This window comes from Micromonospora sp. DT43, assembly GCF_049841645.1.
In the GTDB taxonomy this organism is placed as follows: domain Bacteria; phylum Actinomycetota; class Actinomycetes; order Mycobacteriales; family Micromonosporaceae; genus Micromonospora.
In genome coordinates this window covers 143,220-162,771 of the sequence record NZ_JBNCKR010000004.1, presented here as the reverse complement: position 1 = coordinate 162,771, position 19,552 = coordinate 143,220, and the positions used below count along the sequence as shown (strand labels likewise).

Sequence of the window (19,552 nt, the reverse complement as noted above, 5' to 3'; positions counted from 1 at the left end):
CACCACGCCGGGGTGTTTTCGTCGTACGAGAGGGCTAGCGTCCTGGTGTGACCACCTCCCGATCGACCTCTCCGCGTGCCGGCACGGCCGGTGCCGCCCGCGGCCGGTCCGCCACCCGCGAGCCGCGTCCGGCATACGAGTGCGACGCCTGCGGGCACCAGCCGCCCAAGTGGGTGGGCCGCTGCCCGGAGTGCGGCGAGTGGGGCGCGGTGGTCGAGAGCACTGTCACCGGCCCGACGGTGGCCGGTCGAGTGGTCAGCTCCCGGCTGCCGTCCGAGCCGGCCCGGCCGATCGCCACCATCAGCGCGGCCCCGGCCCGTGCCGTGCCCACAGGTGTGAGTGAGCTCGACCGGGTGCTCGGCGGCGGGCTGGTGCCCGGGGCCGTGGTGCTGCTCGCCGGCGAGCCCGGCGTCGGCAAGTCCACCCTCCTGCTCGACGTGGCGCAGCACTGGGCGGTGGGCGCCGGCAGCCCCTCCCTCGTGGTCAGCGGGGAAGAGTCGGTCAGCCAGGTCCGGTTGCGTGCCGAGCGGATGGGCACCCTGCACGACAAGCTCTACCTGGCGGCCGAGAGCGACCTGGGCTCGGTGCTCGGGCACCTCGACACGGTCAAGCCCGGCCTGCTGGTGCTCGACTCGGTGCAGACCATCTCGACCACCGGCACCGAGGGCGTGCCCGGCGGGGTGACGCAGGTGCGCGCGGTCACCGCCGCGCTGGTCTCGGTCGCCAAGGAGCGGGGCATCGCGACAGTGCTGGTCGGGCACGTCACCAAGGACGGCCAGGTGGCCGGTCCCCGGGTGCTGGAGCACCTGGTCGACGTGGTGCTGCACTTCGAGGGCGACAAGCACTCCTCGCTGCGGCTGGTACGCGGCGTCAAGAACCGGTTCGGCGCGGCCGACGAGGTCGGCTGCTTCGAGATGCACGAGGGTGGCATCAGCAGCCTGGCCGACCCGTCCGGGCTGTTCCTCACCCGCTACTCGGAACCCGTGCCCGGCACGTGTGTGACGGTGGCCATGGAGGGGCGGCGAGCCCTGGTCACCGAGGTGCAGGCCCTGATCGGCGCGACGGTGGCCGGCTCGCCCCGTCGTACGGTCTCCGGCCTCGACTCCGCCCGCCTGGCGATGGTGCTCGCGGTCCTGCAACGACGCACCGAGCGGTTGACCCTGCACGACCGCGAGGTCTTCGCGGCCACCGTGGGCGGCATCCGGGTGGTGGAGCCGGCGGCCGACCTGGCCGTCGCGCTGGCGGTCGCCTCCGGCGGGCTCAACCTGGCGATCGCCCCGCACCTCGTGGCGATCGGCGAAGTGGGGCTGACCGGCGAGGTGCGCCGGGTCGGGGCGGTGCCGCGCCGGCTGGCCGAGGCGGCCCGTCTGGGGTTCAAGGTGGCGCTGGTCCCCCCGGGTTGCGGCCCGACCAGCACCGGCGCCGGGCCCGAGCAGATGCGGGTGACCGAGGTCACTGACGTGCGCTCGGCACTGCATCATGCGGCCCGCGCGTCCGCCGAGTGACCCAGTGTGTCGACGCGGACGGCGATACCGGACAGCATCGGCGCAAGTGGAAACGGTTCGAAGGGCCGCATCGTGACACATCACAGTAACCACGACAGCACCCACCGCACGGCAGTCCGTAGACTGTGCCCGTGCCGATCGACCGCGATACCACCAAGCCTGCCGGCGCGCCGCCCCAGGCCCGCACCGGCGCCGTGGGCTCGCCAGCCCGCCCGATCAGCGTGAGCGTGACCGCCGCTGCCGGGAGCGCCGGCGATCCGTTGCGGGCGAACCTCGCCCTGATGGCACCCGGCACCGCGCTGCGGGACGGGTTGGAGCGCATCCTGCGGGGGCGCACGGGCGCACTCATCGTGCTCGGCTACGACAAGGTCGTCGAGGGTCTCTGCACCGGCGGCTTCCCGCTGGACGTGGAGTTCTCCGCGACCCGGGTCCGGGAGCTGTGCAAGATGGACGGCGCCGTGGTGCTCTCCAGCGACGGCACCCGCATCGTCCGGGCGGCCGTGCACCTCATGCCCGACCCGTCCATCCCGACGGAGGAGTCGGGCACCCGGCACCGCACCGCCGAGCGGGTCGCTCGGCAGACCGGTTACCCGGTGATCTCGGTCAGCCAGTCGATGCGGATCATCAGCCTCTACGTCAACGGCCAGCGACACGTCCTCGACGACTCGGCGGCGATCCTCTCCCGCGCCAACCAGGCGCTGGCCACCCTCGAGCGATACAAGCTCCGGCTGGACGAGGTCTCGGGCACGCTCTCCGCACTCGAGATCGAGGATCTGGTCACCGTCCGCGACGCGGTGGCTGTGGTGCAGCGGCTGGAGATGGTTCGCCGGATCGCCGACGAGATCGCCGGTTACGTCGTGGAGCTGGGCACCGACGGTCGACTGCTCGCCCTTCAGCTCGACGAGCTGATGGCCGGCGTCGACGCCGACCGCACGCTTGTCATCCGGGACTACCTCCCGGTCGGCCGCAAGTCCCGCACGCTGGACGAGGCGCTCGTCGAGCTGGATCTCCTCGGTGCCACCGAGTTGATCGACCTGGTGTCGGTCGCCAAGGCCATCGGCTATCCGGCCGCCTCGGACGCGCTGGACGCCGCCGTCAGCCCGCGTGGCTTCCGGCTGCTGGCCAAGGTGCCGCGTCTGCCGGTGGCCGTAGTCGACCGCCTGGTGCTGCACTTCGGCAGCCTCCAGCGGCTGCTGGGCGCCACGGTGGAGGACCTGCAGGCAGTCGAGGGCGTGGGCGACGCCCGCGCCCGGGGCGTCCGCGAGGGTCTGTCCCGGCTCGCCGAGGCATCCATCCTGGAGCGGTACGTCTGACCCGGCTCAGCCGGTGATGGTGATCTTCACGGGTGCGCTGTACTTGGTGCCCACCCGCGCGAACACCTGGTAGGTCCCGGCCTGCGGGAACGGGCCGGCGGCCAGCCCGGCGCCATCGCACCGGGTGGTGTCCCGCCCGTTCCAGCCCACCTCGTAGGAGCGCTCGAACCCGGGCGTGAAGGACTGCACATCCGAACCCTGGACCTTGCCGCAGGTGTCCGAGGACCACACCTTCTCGGCACCGGCCTTGATGAAGATCTCCTGGAGGTCGGCGCCGACGTTGCGGCTGCACGTACGCTCCGAGGTGTTCTTGATCTTCAGTTGCAGGTCGACCACCGCGCCGCGCTGCACCGAGGTGGGCCGCGCCACCGAGGTCACGCTGATCTCCGCGTCGGTGCAGGTGCCGTCGTCGTCGCCCGACCCGGCGGCCGAGCCGGGCGGCGGGTTGTTGCTTGTGGTCTCGGGGCTCGGGTCCGTGGCATTCGGATCGGCCGACCGGTCGGGAGCGTTCGGATCGGCTGACCCGGACGCCGGTGGGGCCCCCGTCTGCGGTGTCAACACGAGACCACCCGGGCCGGGACTCGCCGTGGACGTCGCAGTCGACGTCGGGCTCGCCCCCGCATTCGGTCGACCGCCGGAGCGACCCGAGCCGGTGCACGAGTAGAGCAGGACAATCAGGAAAAGAAGCCCCGCTCCGAGTACGACGGCGCGACGCCGCCAGTACACGGCGGGTGGCAGGGGGCCGACCGTCAGACGCATGATGCCCCCCACCGTAGCCGCGCGGCGCCCACCAGCCCGTCACGACGCGCCGGAGCGCCACCGGAGCAGCGCGGCGAACCTCCACTGGGGACGGACGCACCGACCTCCGAGTGCCCGTTCAGAGGTAGACCTTGCGCTGGTAGACGGCGTGCGCGCCGGCCACCCGATCCAGGAAGAGCAGCCCGGCGCAGTGGTCGATCTCGTGCTGCAACGCCCGCGCCTCGAAGCCGTCCGTCACCAGGCGGACCGCGGCGCCACTGCCCGGCAGGTCACCCTCCACCACCAGCCGACTGGCCCGCTTCACGTCGCCGGTCAGGTCCGGCACCGACATGCACCCCTCCCGACCCGGCTTCCAGCGGGTCGCCTCGACCACCCGGGCGTTGCAGAGCACGAAGGTGCCGTGCACGGTGACCGCCTTCGGATGCCCCGTCACGTCGACGGCGAAGACCCGGGCAGCCACACCTACCTGCGGCGCCGCCAACCCCACGCAGCCCGGCGAGACCCGCATCGTGGCGACCAGGTCGGCGGCCAGCCGGACCGTCTCCTCGGCCGTCGGATCCACCTCGTCCCCGGCCCGGCTCAACACCTGATGCGGGGCCGAAACGACGGCCCGCACCTCGCCCGCCACGCCCAGCGACTCCGGCGTCCAGTCCCCCAGACCGGCGTACGCCTCGACGTCCCGGCCGTCGTCCGGACCGCTCCACCCGTCACTCACAGCAGGTCCGGGTCTGCCGGCCGAAGGGTGACCTCGACCCCCAACTCGGCGGCCGTCCGGTGCAGGCGCCCGGTCACCGTCTCGGCGACCCCCGCCGGCAACTCGACCTCGGCCAACACCACGTAGAGCGAACCCGCCAACCGGGTGCTCAGGTCGGTCACGTTGCCGCCGGCGTCCACAAGCACCCGGGTCATCGCCGCGACGATGCCCATCCGGTCCGAACCGTGCACCGCCAGCACGTACGGCTCACCCGCCGGGGCCACCACACCGTCCGGCGTGACCGCGCGTACGGTCGCCAGCAGCTGACCCTCGGCGGCCAGCGGCACCAGCGCCGCCTCCACCTCGGCGGCGTCCGGCCCGGTGCAGATGAGGGTCATCGCGAAATGCCCCCGCAGCCGGGTCATCGTGCTGTCGGTGAGGTTCGCGCCAAGTCGGGCCAGCACCTCGGCGACGTCGGCCACGATGCCCGGCCGGTCCCGGCCGATGACGGTGATCGCGAGCTCGTTCATCAGCGCATTCTGTCCGATCCGCCCATCGTCACCGCGACACCCCGCCCGAGCCGCCCATCCAGCGGGAACCGACCACGTGACATCATCGACGGCGCCATGACTCAACCCGACTTCGCCACACTGGTCAGCCGGTGGTTCCAGCAGCACGCCCGTGACCTGCCATGGCGGGAACCCGGGGTCACCCCGTGGGCCATCCTGGTCAGCGAGGTCATGCTCCAGCAGACCCCTGTCGTCCGGGTGGTGCCGGCCTGGCACGCCTGGCTGGCCCGCTGGCCCGACCCGGCCGCGCTGGCGGCCGACACCCAGGCCGAGGCGATCCGCATGTGGGGGCGCCTCGGCTATCCCCGCCGGGCGGTACGACTGCGGGAGTGCGCGGTCGCGATCGTGGAGCGGCACGGCGGTCAGGTGCCGGACCGGCTGGAGCAACTGCTGGCCCTGCCCGGCGTGGGCACCTACACGGCACGTGCGGTGGCCGCGTTCGCGTACGGGCAGCGGCACCCGGTGGTCGACACGAACGTACGACGGGTGGTCTGCCGAGCTGTGGCAGGTGAACCGGACGCCGGACCTGTCACCCGACCCGCCGACCTGGTCGCCACCGAGGAGCTGCTCCCGGTGGAACCGGCCGCGGCGGCACTCGCCAGCGCCGCCTTCATGGAACTGGGCGCGGTGGTCTGCACAGCCCGGTCACCACGCTGTACGGCCTGCCCCGTCGAGTCGGTCTGCGCGTGGCGGGCCTCCGGGCAGGCACCACCGACCGGCCCGAGCCGGCGTCCCCAGCGGTACGCGGGCACCGACCGGCAGGTACGCGGACTGCTGCTCGGGGTGCTCCGGGAGACCATCGGGCCAGTTCCGCACCAACTGTTGGACCAGGTCTGGACCGATGACGTCCAGCGTGCCCGAGCCCTGGCCGGCCTCGTGCAGGACGGGCTTGTCGAACCGGCCGGAGCCGACAGCTTCCGCCTCGTCGGCGACGGCCCACCCCACCCGACAGCCGACCTGACCACCTGACCCACCGCGCCCCGACCTGCCCTGCCCTGCTCTACCCCGCCCGCCGCGCGGGCAGCGCCCTGCCGCGCCTCGCCGCAAGATCGTGTTCGGCCCACAACATCAGGGAAAGTGCTGCCTCACGGCGTCCGGAGGCAGCACTTTCCCTGATGTTGCGCAGATCTTGCGCGGCACGGCGGGCGCAAACAGGCACGGCGGAGGTATGTGACCTGTGGGGGTAGCGCAAAAGGCGGGGCCCCGGTGGCTCACGCCACCGGGGCCCCGCCCCCTTGCTGCTGGTTATGCCACCTCGTCCGTGGCCGCTGCCGCGCTGCCGGCGGCGGTGCCACCGAGGTCGGCGGGCACGGCGTCCGGAACCTCGACAGGCTTGTCCGCGCCCCGGAAGACGAGCTTGGACTTGTCGATGTCCTCCGGGTCGCCCTCGCAGTCCACCACGACGATCTGACCGGGGGTCAGCTCGTTGAAGAGGATCCGCTCGGACAGGTTGTCCTCGATGTCGCGCTGGATGGTGCGACGAAGCGGACGGGCACCGAGAACCGGGTCGAAGCCCTTCTTGGACAGGTACTTCTTCGCGTTGTCGGTCAGCTCGAGACCCATGTCCTTGTTGTGCAGCTGCGTCTCGATCCGCCGGATCATGATGTCCACGATCGAGAGGATCTCGTTCTGGCGCAGCTGGTGGAAGACGATGGTGTCGTCGATCCGGTTGAGGAACTCAGGCCGGAAGTGCTGCTTGAGCTCGTCGTTGACCTTCTGCTTCATCCGGTCGTAGTTGGACTCGGAGTCCTCCGACTGCTGGAAGCCCAGCGACACGGCCTTGGCCACGTCACGGGTGCCCAGGTTGGTGGTCAGGATGATGACCGTGTTCTTGAAGTCCACGATCCGGCCCTGACCGTCGGTGAGCCGACCGTCCTCCAGGATCTGCAGGAGCGTGTTGAACACGTCCGGGTGGGCCTTCTCGATCTCGTCGAAGAGGACCACCGAGAACGGCCGACGCCGCACCTTCTCGGTCAGCTGCCCGCCCTCGTCGTAGCCGACGTAGCCGGGAGGGGCACCCACGAGGCGGGACACCGTGTACCGGTCGTGGAACTCGGACATGTCCAGCTGGATGAGGGCGTCCTCGCTGCCGAAGAGGAACTCGGCGAGCGCCTTGGACAGCTCGGTCTTACCGACACCGGACGGACCGGCGAAGATGAACGAGCCCGACGGGCGCTTCGGGTCCTTCAGGCCGGCCCGGGTACGCCGGATCGCCTTCGAGACCGCCTTGACCGCGTCCTCCTGGCCGATGACGCGCTTGTGCAGCTCGTCCTCCATGCGCAGCAGGCGCGAGGTCTCCTCCTCGGTCAGCTTGTAGACCGGGATGCCCGTCCAGTTGCCGAGCACCTCGGCGATCTGCTCGTCGTCGACCTCGCTGACGACGTCCAGGTCACCGGCCTTCCACTCCTTCTCCCGCTGAGCCTTCTGGCCGAGGAGCTGCTTCTCCTTGTCGCGCAGCTGGGCGGCGCGCTCGAAGTCCTGCGCGTCGATCGCGGACTCCTTGTCGCGACGCACCTGGGCGATGCGCTCGTCGAAGTCACGCAGGTCTGGCGGCGCGGTCATCCGACGGATCCGCATCCGGGCACCGGCCTCGTCGATCAGGTCGATCGCCTTGTCCGGCAGGAAGCGGTCGGAGATGTACCGGTCGGCCAGCGTCGCGGCAGCCACGAGAGCGGCGTCCGTGATCGAGACGCGGTGGTGCGCCTCGTACCGGTCGCGCAGGCCCTTGAGGATCTCGATGGTGTGCGCCAGCGACGGCTCACCCACCTGGATCGGCTGGAACCGGCGCTCGAGAGCGGCGTCCTTCTCCAGGTGCTTGCGGTATTCATCCAGCGTGGTGGCGCCGATGGTCTGCAGCTCACCACGGGCCAGCATCGGCTTGAGGATGCTCGCCGCGTCGATCGCGCCCTCGGCGGCACCCGCACCCACCAGGGTGTGGATCTCGTCGATGAACAGGATGATGTCGCCGCGGGTGCGGATCTCCTTGAGCACCTTCTTGAGGCGCTCCTCGAAGTCACCGCGGTAGCGGGAACCGGCAACCAGTGCACCGAGGTCGAGCGTGTAGAGCTGCTTGTCCTTGAGAGTCTCGGGCACCTCGCCCTTGATGATCTTCTGGGAAAGCCCCTCCACCACGGCCGTCTTACCGACGCCGGGCTCACCGATCAGGACCGGGTTGTTCTTGGTACGGCGGGAGAGCACCTGCATGACCCGCTCGATTTCCTTCTCGCGCCCGATGACCGGGTCGAGCTTGCCCTCGCGGGCGGCCTGGGTCAGGTTGCGGCCGAACTGGTCCAGCACGAGGCTGGTGGACGGCGCGGCCTCACCCGGCGCGGCGCCCGCAGCAGCGGGCTCCTTGCCCTGGTAGCCGGAGAGCAGCTGGATCACCTGCTGGCGGACCCGGTTGAGGTCGGCGCCGAGCTTGACGAGCACCTGGGCGGCGACGCCCTCACCCTCACGGATCAGCCCGAGCAGGATGTGCTCCGTGCCGATGTAGTTGTGGCCGAGCTGCAGCGCCTCGCGCAGCGACAGCTCCAGCACCTTCTTGGCCCGCGGCGTGAACGGAATGTGCCCGCTCGGCGCCTGCTGACCCTGGCCGATGATCTCCTCGACCTGCTGGCGGACGCCCTCCAGGGAGATGCCGAGGCTCTCCAGGGCCTTTGCCGCGACGCCTTCACCTTCGTGGATCAGGCCCAGCAGGATGTGTTCCGTACCGATGTAGTTGTGGTTGAGCATCCGGGCCTCTTCTTGGGCCAGGACGACAACCCGTCGCGCTCGGTCGGTGAACCGCTCGAACATGCCCTCGTGCTCCTCACGTGCCGTGCGCCTTGATGGTCAAGATCTTGGCGGGGCCGGTGCACGAACGTCCAGGACGGGCGTCCGTGCCTCCTTACTCTATCGTCGCTTACCGACTCAGCTGAGGTCGTGTCTCTCCGGTCTGGGTCAGTTCCACGTCGTTTTGAACAACCGTCCGCGCTCAGGAGGTGTTCCGGTACCCCTGGCGCTACGCGCAGAGCGAAATCCGACCGACTCGACGGAAGCCCTCTGCCGGCCCCGAGGGGCCCGGGAAGGGCCTCCGACGGCCTCCGGAGGGCCGATCGGCGCCACCCGACCCGTGCGGGAAGCCGCGCCTCGACCCTTTCGGGAAGTTGTCCACAGGTTGTGGATAGTTACTCCACTGCCTGTGGACAACGCCGGTCGGGCCAGAAAACATCCCGGCCCGCGAACCCGCCCGAACCGGGCCGCGAGCCCCGCCCGATCCGGGCCCGTCAACCCCGCCCGAACCGGGCCCGCGAACCCAGCCCCCTCCGGACGCGGATACGGCGACGCCGGCCCGGAGGATGTCCGGACCGGCGTCGGTGTCGCCCTGCGGTGGCAGCTGCCACCGGTCAGCTGAACGGGGTCAGCGCTTGGCGTGGTACTCGTCGACGATCTCCTGCGGGATACGACCCCGGTCCGAGATGTCCTTGCCGGCCTTCTTGGCCCACTCCCGGATCGCCTTGTTCTGCTCCCGGTCGGCGGTGGCGCCACCGCGACCGCGGGCAGCCCGCCCACCGATCACCACGCCACCGCGACCCACCTTGGTGCCGGCGCCGACGTACGGGGCGAATACGTCGCGCAATTTCGCGGCGTTGGCACCGGACAGGTCGATCTCGTACTGAACGCCGTCGAGCGCGAACTTGACTGTCTCGTCAGCGTCCCCACCGTCCAGGTCATCGACCAGCTTGTGAATGATCTGCTTGGCCACGTCCCACATTCCTTTCGAGCAGGGCGCTCCTGCTAACGAGAGCACAATAACCCCCGTGCTGCTCACCCCGTCAATAGGATGCCGTTACGACTCGCGGGAGGTTGGCGGACGACTACTCCGGGCGGACCAACGGGAAGAGGATCGTTTCCCGAATTCCGAGGCCGGTCAGGGCCATCAAGAGCCGGTCGATTCCCATTCCCATACCCCCGGCCGGAGGCATTCCGTACTCCATGGCCCGAAGAAAGTCCTCGTCGAGACGCATCGCCTCGTCGTCGCCACGGGCCGCGAGCTGCGCCTGGGCCACCAGCCGTTCCCGCTGCACCACGGGGTCGACCAGCTCGGAGTACCCGGTGCCCAGTTCGAAACCGAGCACGTAGAGGTCCCACTTCTCAGCCAGCCCTGGCTCGCTGCGGTGCCCACGGGTGAGCGGGCTGGTCTCCTCCGGGTAGTCCCGCACGAAGGTGGGCGCCTGCAGGCCGGGCACGACCAGTTCCTCGAACAGTTCCTCGGCGAGCTTGCCGGGGCCCCACTTCGGATCCACGGCCAATCCCACCTTGTCCGCGTACTCCACCAGCCGGGAACGTTCGGTGCGGACCGTGACCTCCTCGCCGAGCGCCTCGGAAAGGACCCCGAACAGGGTCACCGATCGCCACTCGCCGCCCAGGTCGAACTCCCGCCCGTCGGCGTGGGTCACCACCGTCGAACCGCTGACCGCGATCGCCGCCTGTTGCACGAGATTACGGGTCAGCTCGCCGATCGTGTCGTAGTCGCCGTACGCCTGGTACGTCTCCAGCATCGCGAACTCGGGCGAGTGCGAGGAGTCGACACCCTCATTACGGAAGTTGCGGTTGATCTCGAAGACGCGGTCCACACCACCGACGACCGCGCGCTTCAGAAACAGTTCCGGAGCGATTCGCAGATACAGATCGGTGCTCAACGCATTGCTGTGGGTCACGAAGGGTCGGGCCGTCGCGCCGCCGTGCAGGAGTTGCAGCATCGGAGTTTCCACCTCGATGAAGCCCTGGCCGTGCAGTGAGTCGCGCAGGCTGCGTACGGCTGCCGCCCGGGTGCGGACCATCTGCCGGGCCTGCGGCCGCACGATCAGGTCGACGTAGCGCTGCCGGACCCGAGCCTCCTCGGAGAGCGGCTTGTGGGCGACCGGCAGCGGCCGCAGGGCCTTGGCGGTCATCTCCCACCGCTGCGCGAGCACGGACAGCTCGCCCCGGCGGCTGGTGATCACCTCACCGGTCACGCCGACGTGGTCGCCCAGGTCGACCAGGCGCTTCCAGGTCTCCAGGCGCTCCGGACCGACCCGGTCCAGGGAGAGCATGGCCTGCAACTCGGTGCCGTCACCGTCGCGCAGGGTCGCGAAGCAGAGCTTGCCGGTGTTGCGTACGAAGATCACCCGGCCGGTTACCGAGACCTCGTCGCCGGTGGCGGTGTCGGTGGGCAGATCCGCGTAGCGGGTCCGGATCTCGGCCAGGGTGGTGGTGCGGGGGAAGCCCACCGGGTAGGGCTCGACGCCCTCGGCGAGCATCCGGTCCCGCTTCTCCCGGCGGACCTTCATCTGCTCGGGAAGGTCGTCGGCGGGGTCCACTGGCACGGCGTTCTGCTCGCTCACGGCACGCTTCCTCGTCACGGGAGATACAGGGGGTCAGGCCCGAGCGTACTCAAGCGCCCCGGGGCCTGTTACCGGATAACCTGCCCGTCATGGTCGATCACACTCACGCCCTGTCCTTCGGTGCCGCGGCGGGCGATTACGACCGGTTCCGCCCCCGCTATCCCGAGGCCGCCATCCGTTGGGCACTCGACGGGCTGGACGACGCCCGGATCGTCGACCTCGGCGCGGGTACCGGCATCCTGACCCGTGACGTCCAGGCCCTGGGCCACCAGGTCGTACCCGTCGAGCCCGATCCGGGGATGCGGGCGCAACTCGCCCGCAGTACCCCGGGCACGACGGCGCTGGCGGGCAGCGCCGAGGCCGTGCCGCTGCCCGACGCGGCGGCGGACGCGGTGCTGGTCGGCACGGCGTACCACTGGTTCGACCGGGAGCCGGCGCACGCCGAGATCGCCCGGGTGCTGCGCCCCGGCGGCACCTTCGCCCCCATCTGGAACATCCGGGACGACAGCGTCGACTGGGTGGCGGAACTGGGCCGGATCGCCCACCTCGACGACAAGTCGGGCAAAACCGTCGTGAAGGACGCGGACTTCGGTCCGGCGTTCGGCACGATCGAGGCGCGCGAGTTCACGCACCGCACGACCCTCACCCCGGACGAGCTACGCGGCATGATCCGCACCCGCTCCTACTGGCTCACCGCCCCCGACGCGGATCGGCGGCGGGTCGAGGAGGAGCTGACCGAACTGCTGGCCACCCACCCCGCCCTGGCCGGCCAGGAGACCGTCGAGCTGCCGTACCGGACGTTGGTGCTGCGCTCCCGCCGCCACTGAACCGCCGGGTCAGAGGTTGCGTTCGTAGACCATCCGCAGGCCGATCAGCGTGATCATCGGCTCGTGGTGGGTGATGCTGCGGCACTCGTTGATCACCAGGGAGGCGAGGCCACCGGTGGCGATCACCGCCTTCACCTCGCCCAGCTCCTCGGTCATCCGCTCGACGATGCGGTCCACCTGCCCGGCGAAACCGAAGTACAGGCCGGCCTGGAGGCACTCCACGGTGTTCTTGCCGATCACCGAACGAGGCTTGGTCGCCTCGACCTTGCGCAGCTGGGCCGCGCGGGCGGCCAACGCGTCGAACGAGATCTCGATGCCCGGGGCGAACGCGCCACCGAGGAACTCACCCCGGCCGCTGATCACGTCGAAGTTGGTGGTGGTGCCGAAGTCGACAACGATCGACGGCCCGCCGTAGAGGGTGTACGCGGCAAGCGTGTTCACCACCCGGTCGGCGCCCACCTCCTTCGGGTTGTCGATCGCCAACTGCACCCCGGTCCGCACACCCGGCTCGACGATCACGCTCGGCAGGTCGGCGTAGTACCGACCGAGCATCGTCCGCAGCGACCGCAACGCGGCCGGCACGGTGGAGCAGGCGGCCACGCCGGTGATCTCGACGTTGTCCCCCGCGAGCAGACCCCGGAACATCAGACCCAGCTCGTCCGCCGTCGAACGGGCATCGGTCTTGATCCGCCAGTTGTGCACCAGCTTGTCGCCGTCGAAGGTCGCCAGCACGGTGTTGGTGTTTCCGATGTCGATGCAGAGCAGCACGCACGCAGCCTAGACAACTACTCGCTACGCAGGTCCAGCGCGATGTCCAGGATCGGCGACGAGTGGGTCAACGCGCCCACCGAGAGGAAGTCCACGCCGGTGGCCGCGTACCGGCCCGCCACCTCCAGGGTCAGTCCGCCGGTCGCCTCCAGCTCCGCCCGGTCGCCCACCGCGGCCACCGCCTCGGCCAGCACCTGAGGGGTCATGTTGTCGCAGAGCAGGAAGTCCGCCCCGGCCTCGACCGCCTCCACCGCCTCGGCGACGGTGGTCACCTCGACCTGCACCGGCACCTCCGGGAACGCCTCCCGGACCCGCCGGTAGGCAGCCGTGATGCCTCCGGCAGCCAGCTTGTGGTTGTCCTTGATCATGGCCACGTCGTAGAGGCCCATCCGCTTGTTGGTGCCGCCACCGGCCCGCACCGCGTACTTCTCCAGCGCCCGCAGACCCGGCGTCGTCTTGCGGGTGTCCAGCACCATCGCCTTCGTGCCGGCCAGGGCGTCCGCCCAGGCACGCGTGTGGGTGGCCACACCGGACATCCGGCAGAGCAGGTTCAACGCCGTCCGTTCGGCGGTGAGCAGCAGCCGGGTCGGGCCGGTCACCGTCGCCAGCACGTCGCCGCGGGCCACCCGCTCACCGTCGCGGGCCAGCTGCGACACCTCGACGGTACGACCGAAGCCGGTCACCTCGCTCACCAGCTCGAACACGGCGGCGGCCACCGCCAGCCCGGCCAACACGCCGTCGGCGCGGGCCACCAGGTCGGCGGTGTCGGTCTGCTCCGCCGGAATGGTGGCCACGCTTGTGACGTCGAGGAAGTCCGGCCCGAGATCCTCGACCAGCGCGCCCTCGATCACCTGCCGTACGTGCGCCGGATCCAAACCGGCCGCCCGCAACGCCGTCTCCGTCGACTCGATCACGAATTCCCCTCCCACTGCTCCGTCACCCGGCCCTGCGCCCCGATCGACCCGACCAGGTGGCCGAGCCACCGTTCGTCGGCCGTCGGGAAGTCCTCCCGCCAGTGGCAGCCGCGGGTCTCCCCACGTGCGTACGCGGCGGCGACAAGCGTCGACGCCACCGTGAGCAGGTTTGTCGCCTCCCAGTCGGCGGTCCGCGGTCGGCCCCGGGCGGCACCCAGCTCGGTAAGCGTCCCGGCCGTCTCCGCCAGCGTCGCCGCGGACCGGAGCACGCCGGCCCCCCGGGTCATCGCCCGTTGCAGGGTCGGCGTCACCTCGGCGGGCAGCACCCAGCCCGTGCCGCCACGCCAGGCACCGGTGTCCGCAGGCTGAACCTGCTCGGGCAGGCCGGCCGCGATGTCGTCGGCGATCCGCCGGGAGAACACCAGCCCCTCCAGCAGCGAGTTGCTGGCCAGCCGGTTCGCGCCGTGCACACCGGTGCAGGCGACCTCGCCGCAGGCGTACAGGCCGGGGATCGACGTGCGGCCGCGCAGGTCGGTGCGGACGCCGCCGGAGGCGTAGTGCGCAGCCGGTGCCACCGGGATCAGGTCGGTCGCCGGGTCCACACCGATCGCCAGGCAGGACGCCACGATGGTGGGGAACCGTCCGGCCAGGAAGTCCCCGCCGAGGTGCCGCGCGTCGAGGAAGACGTGGTCCGCGCCGGTGGCCAGCAGCACCCGGTGGATGCCCTTGGCCACCACGTCCCGGGGGGCCAGCTCGGCCAGCTCGTGCTGGCCCACCATGAACCGCTTGCCGTCGGAGTCCACCAGGTACGCGCCCTCGCCGCGCAGCGCCTCGGAGACCAGCGGCTGCTGCGCGTGGCCGGCGCCGGGCACCCCCGCGCCGGGCGGGGTGATCAGGGCGGTCGGGTGGAACTGGACGAACTCCACGTCGGTCACCGCCGCGCCGGCCCGCATCGCCAGCGCCACCCCGTCTCCGGTGGAGACCGCCGGGTTGGTGGTGGCCGCGAAGATCTGACCCATCCCGCCGGTGGCCAGCACCACCGCCCGGGCCAGCAGCGCGCCGACGCCGTCCTCGCTGCCCTCACCGAGTACGTGCAGGGTGATCCCACAGGCCGGACCGAACCCGTCCGGGCCGTCACCGGGCGCCCGCAGCAGGTCCAGCACCAGGGCGTGCTCGACCAGCCGGATCCACGGGTCGCGCTGCACGGCGGCGTGCAGGGCTCGCTGCACCTCGGCACCTGTCGCGTCCCCGCCCGCGTGCACGATCCGGTCCGCGCGGTGCCCACCCTCCCGGGTCAACATCAACGAACCGTCGGGGTGGCGATCGAACTCGGCGCCGATCCGCATCAGCTCCCGCAGCCGGGTCGGCCCCTCCTCGACGAGCACCCGGACCGCCGCAGGGTCGCAGAGCCCCACCCCGGCGATCTCGGTGTCCCGGGCGTGCGCCGCCGGGGTGTCCGCCGGGTCGAGCACCGCGGCGATGCCGCCCTGCGCCCACCGGGTCGAGCCGTCGTCAATGTTGACCTTGGTGACGACCGTGACGTGCAGGCCCGCCTCACGCAGGTGCAGCGCCGCGGTCAACCCCGCCACCCCGGACCCCACCACGATCACGTCGGTGGTCTCCACCCAACCGGGCTCGGGCGCGGCCAGCAGTCGGGGCAGGGCCGGCAGTTCGACGGTCGGTTGGTCCATCCCACCAGTCAACCCGAACGATCCTCGCCCGGGGCGGCGGGGGCGGGACGAGTGGTTTGGGCTACGCCGTCCGGCGCGGACCGCGCTACGCCGACCGGACGTCCGTGCTCACTTCGTCCGCACCGGCAGGCCGGCCGGGCCCGCGCCCTTCAACGACGCGGTCACCGTACGGTCGCTCAGCCACAGGTAGCAGCGGACCCCCCGGTCACCGACGCGCCAGCGCCCCGCACCGGGCGGGCGCACCACCACACCGCTGCGGAACCGCAGATCGTCGTCGTCCGGCACACCCACGTACCGGCCGAGGACGCTACGGCAGCCGGTGTAGAGGGGGGCCCAGTCGGCGTCCCTGGCCGGGTACGGCCGGTCCGGCGCACGCCACACGCCGACGAACTCGGCGTCGTGCCGACCGCCGCACTCCACCGGGACCAGCGTCTGCACGCCCCGCCCCGCCCCGGAGCGGGTCTGCTGGCAACCCAACCGCAGCCCAGAAGTCGCCTTCAACGCGTCCCGCAGGCTGCCCGACCGGACCACCACCGTGGCTGCCGCCTCGACAGTGCTCAGCTCGGTCAGGTCGCACCTGTACCAGCGGGAACCGGCCGCCCAGCCCGGCCCCGAGGGCAGCGCCACCGACAGCCGCAGTCGGCCGGCCCGCCAGTCGTCGCCCACGTACGCGGAGGCCCGGGTGTCGCACTCACCGAACGCGCCGCGCAGCTCCACCGAGCCGTTGGCCGGGGCGGTGGCCCGCTCGGCCGGGAACGCCCCCACGTGCACGGTCTCCACCCGGTGCGGGCCGGCACAGTCAATCGGTTGGTACGCGGCAAGCGGTACCACCTCGACGAAGTCGGCGGCCTGGCACACCCCGACGGCCGGCGTGAACGCCGTGGCCGGTGGCAGCGCCGCCCAGTCGTCGGTCAGGTCGCCGTCCAGACCACCGGACCCGGCGCAGCCGACAAGCAACACTGCCGTGACGGCAGTGGCGAACAGGGTCGTTCTGGCACAGCGCATCGCGGCCTCCCCCAGCCACCTACCGGCTTCCGCCAGCGTGCCCAGGGTAACCGGACATGACCTTCCGGTGACAGACCGGAATCGCGTCGCGCGGGATCAGACTCCGGACACGGCGAACGGGTTGGGCATCGGGTCGCCGGCCGTGCCCGGGGCCGCCACCGCCGGGTTGGCCCCCAGCTCGACGACCCGGTTGTCGGTGTCCACGTGCACCACCCGCGGCCGGTACGACCGGGCCTCGGCGTCGTCCATCTGCCCGTACGAGATGAGGATGACCAGGTCACCGGGGTGTACGAGGTGCGCGGCGGCACCGTTGATGCCGATCACGCCGCTGCCGCGCTCGCCAGGGATGACGTACGTCTCCAGCCGAGCGCCGTTGGTGATGTCCACGATCGCGACCTGCTCGCCGGGGATCAGGTCGGCGGCGTCGAGCAGGTCCTCGTCCACGGTCACCGAACCGACGTAGTGCAGGTCGGCCTGGGTCACCGTGGCTCGGTGGATCTTCGACTTGAGCATGGTACGCAACATCAGGCTGGCCTTTCGCGAAAAGAATGGTGGTGGGAGCCGGGTCAGGGACGAGGCGCGAGGTGGATCGCCGCGTTGTCGATCAACCGGGTGGCGCCGACCCAGGCGGCGATCACCAGCCGGGCCGGCCCGGACACCGGCCCCGGCTCCAGATCAGGGTCGGTGAGCACCAGGTAGTCGAGCTGAGCGCCGGGCGTACCGGCGCCGAACGCGGCATGCGCGGCGGACAGCACCTCCCCCGCGTCCAGGCCGTCGTCGGCGGCCCGGGCCCCGGCCCGCAGCGCGGCGGACAGGCTCAGCGCCGCCGCCCGCTCGGGCTCGCTGAGATAGCGGTTGCGGCTGGACAGCGCCAACCCGTCCGGCTCCCGGACGGTAGGCACCCCGATCACCTCGACCGGGACGTCCAGGTCGCGGGCCATCCGCCGCACCAGGGTGAGCTGCTGGTAGTCCTTCTCACCGAAGAACGCCAGGTCGGGACGGGTGAGTTGGAGCAACTTCAGGACGACAGTGAGCACGCCGTGGAAGAAGCCGGGGCGGCTCGCACCCTCCAGCTCCCCGCCGAGGGGACCCGGGTCGAGGCGTACCCGGGGCTGGCCGTCCGGGTACATGTCCGCCACCGACGGCGCGAAGACGAGGTCGGCGCCGGCTCGCCGACACACCTCCAGGTCGGCGTCGAGGGTGCGCGGATACCTGTCGAAGTCCTCGTTCGGCCCGAACTGCAGCGGGTTCACGAAGATCGTCACCAACACGTGGTCGGCCTGCTCCCGGGCCGCGCGCAGCAGCGTCTCGTGCCCGGAGTGCAGCGCGCCCATGGTCATCACCACACCGACGGTGCCTTTCAGCGCGGCACGGGCCTCGGCCAGCTCGGCGCGCGTGTGCACCACCTGCGTCATGCCGCCACCTCCCGGCTCGTCTCGGCGAGCACACCGAGCAGCGACTGGGCGTCCACCGGGCGCAGGCGGCCCGCTGCGATCGCCCGGTCGGCGGTACGCCGGGCCAGCGCCAGGTACGCGGGGACCGACTCCGGCGCGGTGGCGGCCAGCCGGGCCAGGTGCCGTTCGACAGTGCCCGCGTCGCCCCGGGACACCGGACCGGTAAGCGCGTCGTCGCCGAGGCGCAACGCGTTCTCCAGGGCGGCCCGCAGCAGCGGGGCGAGCACCTTCTCCGGACGGGCCACCCCGGCGTCCCGCAGCCGGTCGGTTGCCTCGTTCACCAGGGTCACCAGGTGGTTCGCGCCGTGCGCGAGCGCGGCGTGGTAGAGCGGTCGGTCCGCCTCGGCCACCCACTCCGGCACGCCACCGAGGTCGGTGACCAGCCGGGCGGCCAGCGGGCGCAGGTCCGCCGGGGCGGTCACCCCGTACGAGATGCCGGCCAGCCGGGGCAGGTCGTCAGGCGTACCGGTGAAGGTCATGGCGGGGTGCAGGGCCAGCGGCCGGGCGCCGACCGCGGCGGCCTGCGCCAGCACGGCGAGACCGTGCGCGCCGGAGGTGTGCGCGACCACCTGGCCCGGGTGCAGGGCTCCCTGCCCGGCGAGGTCGGCGACCACTCCGGCCAGCGCGTCGTCCGGCACCGCGATCAGCAGCAGGCCGGTGGCGACGCGTGCGACGGAGGCGGCCGTGCTGCGCGGCACCTCGGGCAGCAGCAGGGCGAGACGGGCGCGGCTGGCCCCGGAGTCGCCCGCCACGGCCACCACCCGGTGCCCGGCGGCGGCGAGCGCGGCACCCAGGACGGCACCGACCCGGCCAGCGCCGACGACGCCGACGGTGAGCAGACGGGAAGGAGAGGCGCCGGTGACGGCGCGGTCCCGCGGTGCGGCAGGCCCACGCAGGGCGGCCGGGCGCGGGCGCAGCGGTGCGCTCATGACGACGATCCAGTCCTCGAGAAGGGGTACCGGTCGATCGCAAGTATGCGCCCGCGTCACGGGGCCGAAACAGGAGGTGTGAAAACGTTCACCACCGCAGAAAAGCTCAGATCGGGGCCGAGGTGATCGCGCGTAGTTCGGCGGCCACCTCCGTGATCAGGTCGGCGAGCGAGGCATCGCTGTCGGGTGCGATCCAGCGGGCGTACGCGACCCGGAAGACCGTGACGCCGGACTCGGTCGCCAGGGCGGCGGTCGTCTCGCTGAGGCCCTTGGCACGCAGGGCTGCGGCGACCGCGGCCGTCAACGAACTCATCTTGCGCAGCTCACGCTCCTGCAACTCGGCGCTGCTGGCGATGATCGACTGACGCATCCGGACCAGCTCGAGGCGGTCGGCGAAGATCTCGTCCGCCACCCGGCGGAAGGCGGCGACGACCGCCTCGAACGGCCCGGCGGCCGTCTCGGTCACCGCCTTGACCAGCACCTCCTCCAGCTGCTCGCCGCCACTGAAGAGCGCCTCGCGCTTGTCGCCGAAGAGCCGGTAGAAGGTGCGCTTGTCGAGGCCCGCACGGGCCGCGATGTCGGTGACAGTGGTCTGTTCGAAGCCGCGCTCGCGGAACAGCTCGAAGGCGGCCGCCGCCAGGCGGCCGCGCGCGTCCGGTTGCCAGCGGGCCATGCGGCGATGGTATCCGATGTCACGTTGCGACATTCTTTCCGACCGAGCCATGTCGCATCGCGACATCGCGAGGTACGGTGATGTCA

The 19,552-nt window shown here is 71.4% G+C and carries 18 protein-coding genes; 4 read left to right on the top strand and 14 right to left on the bottom strand.

Going from position 1 to position 19,552, the window contains the following annotated elements:
- Positions 1-47 precede the first annotated feature (47 nt).
- Both radA and disA read left to right on the top strand, forming a co-directional pair.
- The gene (radA, locus tag ACLQ26_RS12260; protein WP_425744520.1) at positions 48-1,505 is read left to right on the top strand and encodes a DNA repair protein RadA; all 1,458 of its coding nucleotides are present in this window, start codon (positions 48-50) and stop codon (positions 1,503-1,505) included.
- A gap of 131 nt (positions 1,506-1,636) precedes the next feature.
- Positions 1,637-2,818, top strand: coding sequence for a DNA integrity scanning diadenylate cyclase DisA (disA, locus tag ACLQ26_RS12255; RefSeq protein WP_007466050.1), 1,182 nt, complete (start codon positions 1,637-1,639; stop codon positions 2,816-2,818).
- Between the two features lie 6 nt (positions 2,819-2,824).
- Here disA and ACLQ26_RS12250 read toward each other — a convergent pair whose 3' ends face one another.
- From ACLQ26_RS12250 to ACLQ26_RS12240, 3 genes are all read right to left on the bottom strand, one after another.
- A complete protein-coding gene (locus ACLQ26_RS12250) occupies positions 2,825-3,577 on the bottom strand; it encodes a hypothetical protein (protein ID WP_425744519.1) in 753 nt (250 codons plus the stop codon).
- A gap of 118 nt (positions 3,578-3,695) precedes the next feature.
- On the bottom strand, positions 3,696-4,292 hold the full coding sequence (locus ACLQ26_RS12245) for a peptide deformylase (protein ID WP_425744518.1): 597 nt from the start codon (positions 4,290-4,292) through the stop codon (positions 3,696-3,698).
- Positions 4,289-4,801, bottom strand: coding sequence for a glycine cleavage system protein R (locus ACLQ26_RS12240; protein ID WP_393297761.1), 513 nt, complete (start codon positions 4,799-4,801; stop codon positions 4,289-4,291). Before ACLQ26_RS12240 ends, ACLQ26_RS12245 begins: the two co-directional genes overlap by 4 nt.
- Before the next feature lie 96 nt (positions 4,802-4,897).
- On the opposite strand from ACLQ26_RS12240, the gene ACLQ26_RS12235 reads away from it, so the two are divergent.
- Positions 4,898-5,809, top strand: a complete 912-nt coding sequence (locus ACLQ26_RS12235; RefSeq protein WP_425744517.1) for an A/G-specific adenine glycosylase — start codon at positions 4,898-4,900, stop codon at positions 5,807-5,809.
- Positions 5,810-6,085: 276 nt separating this feature from the next.
- On the opposite strand, the gene ACLQ26_RS12230 is transcribed toward ACLQ26_RS12235, so the two are convergent.
- The 3 genes from ACLQ26_RS12230 to lysS form a co-directional block, all read right to left on the bottom strand.
- Positions 6,086-8,635, bottom strand: a complete 2,550-nt coding sequence (locus ACLQ26_RS12230) for an ATP-dependent Clp protease ATP-binding subunit (protein ID WP_363686548.1) — start codon at positions 8,633-8,635, stop codon at positions 6,086-6,088.
- Between the two features lie 604 nt (positions 8,636-9,239).
- Positions 9,240-9,584: a histone-like nucleoid-structuring protein Lsr2 gene (locus tag ACLQ26_RS12225; protein WP_007466057.1), complete on the bottom strand. Its 345-nt coding sequence runs from the start codon at positions 9,582-9,584 to the stop codon at positions 9,240-9,242.
- Positions 9,585-9,696: 112 nt separating this feature from the next.
- Positions 9,697-11,205 carry a lysine--tRNA ligase gene (gene lysS / locus ACLQ26_RS12220; RefSeq protein WP_425744516.1) on the bottom strand — a complete coding sequence of 503 codons (1,509 nt, stop codon included), beginning with the start codon at positions 11,203-11,205 and terminating at the stop codon, positions 9,697-9,699.
- An 89-nt stretch (positions 11,206-11,294) separates the two neighbouring features.
- Here lysS and ACLQ26_RS12215 point away from each other — a divergent pair, with 89 nt between their 5' ends.
- Positions 11,295-12,032 carry a class I SAM-dependent methyltransferase gene (locus tag ACLQ26_RS12215; RefSeq protein WP_425744515.1) on the top strand — a complete coding sequence of 246 codons (738 nt, stop codon included), beginning with the start codon at positions 11,295-11,297 and terminating at the stop codon, positions 12,030-12,032.
- A gap of 9 nt (positions 12,033-12,041) precedes the next feature.
- On the opposite strand, the gene ACLQ26_RS12210 is transcribed toward ACLQ26_RS12215, so the two are convergent.
- From ACLQ26_RS12210 to ACLQ26_RS12175, 8 genes are all read right to left on the bottom strand, one after another.
- Positions 12,042-12,800, bottom strand: a complete 759-nt coding sequence (locus tag ACLQ26_RS12210) for a type III pantothenate kinase (RefSeq protein ID WP_363686554.1) — start codon at positions 12,798-12,800, stop codon at positions 12,042-12,044.
- Between the two features lie 17 nt (positions 12,801-12,817).
- Complete coding sequence (nadC, locus tag ACLQ26_RS12205) at positions 12,818-13,714, bottom strand: carboxylating nicotinate-nucleotide diphosphorylase (RefSeq protein ID WP_425744514.1); 897 nt, start codon at positions 13,712-13,714, stop codon at positions 12,818-12,820.
- Entirely contained in the window at positions 13,711-15,405 is a 1,695-nt protein-coding gene (locus tag ACLQ26_RS12200) for an L-aspartate oxidase (protein WP_425744513.1), read from the bottom strand. Before ACLQ26_RS12200 ends, nadC begins: the two co-directional genes overlap by 4 nt.
- Positions 15,406-15,513: 108 nt before the next feature.
- Complete coding sequence (locus ACLQ26_RS12195) at positions 15,514-16,410, bottom strand: septum formation family protein (protein ID WP_425744512.1); 897 nt, start codon at positions 16,408-16,410, stop codon at positions 15,514-15,516.
- A 96-nt stretch (positions 16,411-16,506) separates the two neighbouring features.
- The gene (panD, locus tag ACLQ26_RS12190) at positions 16,507-16,935 is read right to left on the bottom strand and encodes an aspartate 1-decarboxylase (RefSeq protein WP_363686562.1); all 429 of its coding nucleotides are present in this window, start codon (positions 16,933-16,935) and stop codon (positions 16,507-16,509) included.
- 41 nt (positions 16,936-16,976) lie between these two features.
- Positions 16,977-17,825, bottom strand: a complete 849-nt coding sequence (gene panC, locus ACLQ26_RS12185; protein ID WP_425744511.1) for a pantoate--beta-alanine ligase — start codon at positions 17,823-17,825, stop codon at positions 16,977-16,979.
- On the bottom strand, positions 17,822-18,793 hold the full coding sequence (locus tag ACLQ26_RS12180; RefSeq protein WP_425744510.1) for a Rossmann-like and DUF2520 domain-containing protein: 972 nt from the start codon (positions 18,791-18,793) through the stop codon (positions 17,822-17,824). Before ACLQ26_RS12180 ends, panC begins: the two co-directional genes overlap by 4 nt.
- Before the next feature lie 106 nt (positions 18,794-18,899).
- Positions 18,900-19,466 carry a TetR family transcriptional regulator gene (locus tag ACLQ26_RS12175; RefSeq protein WP_425744509.1) on the bottom strand — a complete coding sequence of 189 codons (567 nt, stop codon included), beginning with the start codon at positions 19,464-19,466 and terminating at the stop codon, positions 18,900-18,902.
- Positions 19,467-19,552 lie beyond the last annotated feature (86 nt).